Annotated in this window: 3 protein-coding genes; all 3 read left to right on the forward strand. The window is 38.8% G+C overall.

Annotated features, from left to right (window positions below; all coding sequences use genetic code 11):
- Positions 1 to 362: 362 nt before the first annotated feature.
- On the forward strand, positions 363 to 2,600 hold the full coding sequence (locus tag Q8907_10950) for an alpha-L-rhamnosidase C-terminal domain-containing protein (GenBank protein ID MDP4274785.1): 2,238 nt from the start codon (positions 363 to 365) through the stop codon (positions 2,598 to 2,600).
- A gap of 34 nt (positions 2,601 to 2,634) precedes the next feature.
- The gene (locus Q8907_10955) at positions 2,635 to 4,338 is read left to right on the forward strand and encodes an alpha-L-fucosidase (protein ID MDP4274786.1); all 1,704 of its coding nucleotides are present in this window, start codon (positions 2,635 to 2,637) and stop codon (positions 4,336 to 4,338) included.
- 753 nt (positions 4,339 to 5,091) lie between these two features.
- Positions 5,092 to 6,581, forward strand: a 1,490-nt coding sequence (locus tag Q8907_10960) for a sialate O-acetylesterase (GenBank protein MDP4274787.1), incomplete at its 3' end; no start/stop codon positions are given.

Consider the following 6,581-nt stretch of genomic DNA (forward strand, 5'->3'; position numbering starts at 1 on the left):
GTATCTTCGACACGCGTAAAATTTTGTAAAATTCCTAAACAATATTTTTTGCTGCTGTCACTTTTCTCAGTTCCTTTAAGAATGAAATATTGATAGGAGAAATGAAAGATAAAAACAGAGTTCTGGAGTTAAAGAAAGATTGTTAATATATGCAAATTCAGGTTTTTATATCACTTCTGAAAGGTTTTAACTGAATCATTGGTGATTTCCCTAAATGATTACTGGCTTGTTTGGAAGAATAAAGTAAATTGTGCTGAAGTATGAAAAATTAGTTTAAAGTGCCCCCGCGATCTTATTAATTGCAAACACAAATTAAGATATTACGGGCGTTCCATTCGTAATTATAAATAAATTACATACAGATGAAAAGAGTATTTTTCTTCTTGTTTTTAGTTTTTCAGGTTAACATCATGGTTTCAGCTGCTGAAATGGGTGAACGCCTTCAGCATTCTTTTATTTGGGCTGCCAATAATAAGCAAACGGTGGTGTTCAGAAACAAATTTATAGTATCGAATGAGAAAGCAAAGGCCGTTGTTAATATTTTTGCCGATTCATATTATGCCCTTTATATAAATGGGAATTATATTTTGAGCGGTCCCAGTAGGTTTGATCCGAAATGGCCGGAATACGATACAAAAGAGGTAGGGGCTTTTCTCAAAAAAGGGAATAACACAATAGCTGTTCTGGTATATGGCGGCATTTCGAATGGAATGCGCATGAAACATGTTCCGGGGTTGGCATTGATTCTGGAAGGTAGCGACTTTTTAGTCAGTTCAGATTCAACCTGGAAATGTAATGGAAATACACGTTTTAAAAATGCAACATCCCATTGGAACGGATTCGATGAGACCATTGATGCTACAAGTGAAGATGGTGATTGTCTGTCAAGTGATTACGACGATTCTAAGTGGCCAAGAGCGATTCATGTATTAGGTTCCCTTTGGGGAAAGCTGCATCCCCGTTCCATTCCACTGCTATCAGAAAAAAAAATTAATTGTGAACATCTTTGTCTGCCTCTGAAGGTTGACAGCAGCCTGACTATTAACTTCAACCGAAATTATTTGATTTCTGCAGCAATTGATTTTGAAGCGGCAGATAAGACTGTGGTCCGGATAGGCAATACAAAATATATTTCTAAGACTGGCCGTCAAAGTTTTCGCACATTCGATTCTTTCGGAATTAAAGATGCTGTTACCAAAATAAACGCATCTGCTCCTATAATTATTCATGGCATCCATTTTTTTAACCGGGTTTATCCTTTCGAACTTAAGGGAAGTTTTTCATGTTCCGATTCTGTTTTAACCCGTTTATGGGCGATGAGTGTTTATACGCTTCAACAGGTATCAGAAGACGGATATCAGGACTGCCCATGGGAAAGAGCTGAATGGATGGGTGATGCCGGGATTGTTGAGTATCCTCTTACTCGGGTGGCATTTGTTGGCAGTGGCAATATTTATAGTGATCCCCGGTTGATTCGTAAAATGATTCGGGATATTGCTCAGAGTGAAGATAGCACGGGACGTATAAAAGCTCATCATCCTTCTGACAGGTTCGATATACATGGTTTTATTGAAGATTATTCCTGTATCTGGGTGCAATCGTTGCGCGAATATTTTAATTATACTGGCGATAAAAATTTTGTAAGGGAAATGTGGCCGGTTTTAAAGGGTCAGATGAATTGGTTTTTACAGCATCGTTCGTCATCCGGCCTTATTAAGGGTCGTGAGTTTGTGATTTTTGACAATCCTCTCAAGTACAAAACCTGTGAGGGTGCCACACTCAATGCATTCGTATATAAAGCTTTTAAAGATGCTTCTTACTTGGCTAAAGCAATAGGTGATAATTCTGCGGCTGCCAGCTACAAGTTAGCTGCAGCTCATTTATACAAAGCCTTCAATACCATACTTTGGAGTGATAGCGCTCAATTATTTAAAGCAGCCCCTTCTTTCAAGCCAACTTTTCATTCGGCGTTGTTGCCCCTTGACCGAGGTGTTGTGTCTCTTGATAAAGAACCGGCTGTAAAAAATTGGCTGCTGGAGAATTATGAAAATGCTTCAAAAACGTTTATGACCTATACCCATTTTTGGTTTTTCCGCTTTTTATATGCTCAAGATACGGAGGAATGGGATGAAAAAATTCTAGATATTATAAAAGCCCGTTATATAAAGATGTATGCGCTAAGCAATAAGGGATTCACTGTTGCTGAGGGTTTTGGAGGAAACAGACCTTTCCATAATTTTGGGGCAGCCTCTGCATATTTTATGAGCGCTAATATTCTCGGAGTAACTGTCAATTTACCTTTATCCTCTAATTTAATACTGATTAAACCTCAATTGGGATATTTGACCCAAGCAAAAGGCACGGTAGTTACCGAACATGGTTTGGTCGATGTGTCTTGGACGAAAATAGATCATAAACTGTCCTTCTCTTTGAGTATACCTGCCGGAACCAGGGCAGAAGTTAATTTACCCTTCCAGTCAAAAAACTTTGAAATTTATATCAATGGAAAGCTGACCAAATATAAGGTAAAAGGGCGTTATGCTTTAATAAAACTTTCATCTGGAAAATACAAAGGCGAATTAAATAATTACAATATTTAAATTTTTATTTCCTAACAATAAATAACTTGTAAAAATGAAAACGAATTACAAAAAACTGATCTCTGTGGCTATAAGTTTATTGCTTTTAGTCAATGTGCTTTTAGCCCAAACAGAGACTCCACAACAAAAAAGTGCACGCATGAAATGGTGGAATGAGGCCCGTTTTGGCATGTTCATCCATTGGGGAATATATTCCGTTCCAGGAGGTATATGGAATGGCAAGGAAATTCCCGGGATTGGGGAATGGATCATGAACCGAGCCAAAATTCCTGTGGCCGATTATGCCAAATTTGCTGAACAATTTAATCCGGTGAAATTCAATGCCGACAAGTGGGTGTCGCTTGCAAAAGCTGCAGGGGTAAAATATATAGTGATTACAACCAAACATCACGATGGTTTTGCCATGTTTAAATCTGAGGCTAGTTCTTATAACATTGTGGATGCAAGTCCTTTCAAACGGGATGTCATTAAAGAATTAGCCGAAGCCTGTGCAAAGCATGATATGAAGCTTGGGTTTTATTATTCGCAGGCACAGGACTGGCACCAGCCGGGTGGCGCTGCAGCAGGCGGACATTGGGATAAGGCCCAGGATGGCAGCATGGATGAATATATTGACAAAATTGTTGTTCCACAGGTACATGAAATCCTTACGAAATATGGGCCGGTGGCTGTTTTGTGGTGGGATACCCCGGTGGATATGAATAAGGAAAGGGCTGAAAAAATACATAATCTCCTGAAACTCCAACCGAATATCATAACCAACAATCGTTTGGGTGGCGGTTTCGCCGGCGATTTGGAAACTCCTGAACAGAGCATCCCTGCAACTGGTATTCCTGGAAAGAACTGGGAATCGTGCATGACCATGAATGATACCTGGGGCTTTAAAAAGAAGGATAACAATTGGAAAAGCACGGAAAAGTTAATCAGAAACCTGATTGATATTGCTTCAAAGGGTGGAAATTACCTGCTGAATGTAGGCCCGACTCCTGAAGGCCTTATCCCTGATTCTTCAGTGGTTCGTTTAAAGGAAATGGGTGAGTGGCTGAAATCATACGGAGCTTCTATTTATGCCACAACTGCAAGTCCGTTCCCTTATCTGAAGTGGGGACGCTGCACCCGTAAGGGAAATATCTTGTACCTGCATGTCTTCAACTGGCCCAATAACGGGATACTTAACGTGCCTCTTAAAAATCAGGTGAACCGTGCATATCTTCTTTTACCGGATTCAAAATCTACGAATCTGAAAGTGAAATCTTCTGGCAATCATCTTTCCATACAGGTACCAGCAACGGCACCCAACAAGATTGCTAGTGTAATAGCTCTTGAGATTAAAGGAGAACCTCAGATTGAAGCAGCTCCTTCATTTGGTTTGAAAGGAATTGCCTCATCATCACAAACCGGTGCTACCTCCGATATGGCCTTTGATGGCAAAGCCGACACAAAATGGAAAGCTGCTGCTGACCAACATACAGGATGGCTGGAAGCCGATTTTGGGAAACCTGTAAAAATTTGCGCGGTGGCTATTCAGGAAGGTGGAAGTTTTGAAAGGAATATTCAGAAATTTAGCCTGGAGTATAAAGTGGGTGATCAATGGAAACAAGTGTTTGAAGGGAAAAATATAGGGGAAGGTTTTCTTCGTCCATTTTCTACCGTTAAAGCCCGCGAATTCCGTTTAAATATTCTGGAAGCGCAAAAGTCGCCTTTTATTACTGAATTCCAACTTTACAAGGACGAATAAAGTGTTCTAACAACATGAATAAATGTAGGGCAGCTGACCATAAAGGTTTTATTAGGAGATGGGATTAAAGCGCTTGTTGTTTTAAATGCCTTATATTTAATTGATTGTTATCTATGTCCTATAATATATTTTTAAATGATTATAAAATATTCAAATTTTATAATCATTTATTTTTTTGATTTATTCGGGATTGGAAAGTATAGTCCAGAATTACTTTTCTTTTGTTCTTTGGGTACTTGGCAGTAATGTTTCAGGTAAAATTGCTCTTTTGAAGGTGGATTTGAAAAAAGTATTTAAGGCGGTTAGCCGATGACAGTATTGAAAATTCTTTATCTTCCTAAATTCGGACTATGCCAATTGGTGCTGTTGCACAACCTGTCATCCAGGCTTTTGATTTATTTAGTAAGTTTGAAAGTTCTTCTTCAGTTAAACCTTGTTTTTACTCTGCCCGGGTTTTGTCGATGGTTCAAAATTGTTTTGTTTCTACAACCTGTAAAATCTAAGCCGGGCATGAGTGAAACCAGGCAGCATAACAAAATAAAAATTATATTAACAATAAATTATTAAGGTTTTTAGAGCGGAACCCGTTTATTTGTGGGAATACAAATTGTCCCCCAGACAACTGGCGTAAATACTACAAGAAGTATTTTTAAAGATGTTGATATACCCATACTATTTACAAAATTTTTAAAGTAAATCAATTTTAAGAAATAAAATCTGATTTATTTGATAAGTGATTTTAATATTCTAGAAATGAACAATTATAATAAGATAATTAAAAATGGATTTTTACAATGGAATAAAGTCCTTTTCCTCTTTTTGGCAGTATGTTCCTTATTCCAGCGGACTAATGCCAATGTAAAACTTCCGGCATTATTTTCAGATCACATGGTACTTCAGCGGGGGATGAAAGTTCCTGTATGGGGCTGGGCTGATCCTTATGAATCAGTTGTCGTCAAATTTGCCGGGCAAACCAAGTCGACAAAAGCAGATGGGAAAGGGAACTGGATGGTAAAGCTGAATCGGTTAAAAACTGGCAAACCACAGACAATGATCATCAAAGGCAAAAATACTATTGTCATAACTGATGTTCAGGTAGGAGAAGTATGGATTTGTTCAGGACAGTCGAATATGGAGTGGGCTTTGTCACGCAGTATTGGCGGAGATGAAGCAGTTGCAAATTCAGCTAATGCCAATCTCCGTATTTTTAATGTACCTCACAATGATACGGAAACCCCGCAACATGATGTTAAAGCCTTATGGTTACTGTCCGGACCAAAAAACACGAAATATATTTCGGCAATAGGGTACTGGTTTTTAAGTAAATTACAAAAAGAACTTGGTGTTCCCGTTGGATTTATCAATGCATCTTATGGAGGCACTGTTATCGAGGCCTGGATTAGCAGGCAGGGACTTGAAAGTGTTAGAAACCGCGACAGGTCTACTTTTCTTGACTCGATTAAGGCAGATTATAAAATACGTCTTGAAATAGAAAAGCCCATTCGTGATAAGTATGAGAAGGATAAATTACAGGCTAAAGAAAAGAACCTGCCGGCACCTCCAATGCCAGTCGGACTAGCCGGAGCTCTCAGAGGCCCAACTATGCTTTTCAATGGAGAAATTGCCCCCCTAATTCCTTATGCTATCCATGGCGTTGCATGGTACCAGGGAGAATCAAACGCTTATGTTGACCGGGCAAATTCATATCAAAAGCTTTTACCTGTTTTGATTAAACAATGGCGTGAAGACTGGGGAATGAAAAAATTACCTTTTCTTATTTTTCAGCTTGCACCAAATCGTAAAAATCAGACTGATCCTAATGAAAAAAGTGGTATAGCTGTTATTCAGGAAGCACAACTTCGAACCACCCGGCAGGTAAAAAATACTGCATTAATTATTACTATGGATTTGGGCGAAAACAATGTGCATTATCTAAATAAGGAACCTGTTGGGGAACGTGCCATGAAAGCAGCCCTTTCAATAGCTTATAATAAAAATGTAGATTATTCCGGACCAATTTTTAAGAATATGAAAATTAAAGGCAATAAGGTGATTATAGGTTTTACAAATCTTGCGCAGGGATTAGTTGCTAAAGGAGATACCCTTCACGGTTTTACGATTGCCGGGAACGATATGAAGTTTTATTTTGCTGATGCCAGGATTGTTGGGAATACGGTTGTAGTATCTTCCCCCGACGTTCCAAAACCGGTATCGGTTCGTTATGGTTGGGCAGATTTTCCAAA

The sequence above is a fragment of the Bacteroidota bacterium genome, assembly GCA_030706565.1.
Lineage (GTDB): Bacteria > Bacteroidota > Bacteroidia > Bacteroidales > JAUZOH01 > JAUZOH01.

Bases quoted from the DNA above. Each gene is read 5' to 3' on its own strand.
- Q8907_10950 (MDP4274785.1), top strand. From the start codon at position 363: ATGAAAAGAGTATTTTTCTTCTTGTTTTTAGTTTTTCAGGTTAACATC.
- Q8907_10955 (MDP4274786.1), top strand. From the start codon at position 2,635: ATGAAAACGAATTACAAAAAACTGATCTCTGTGGCTATAAGTTTATTG.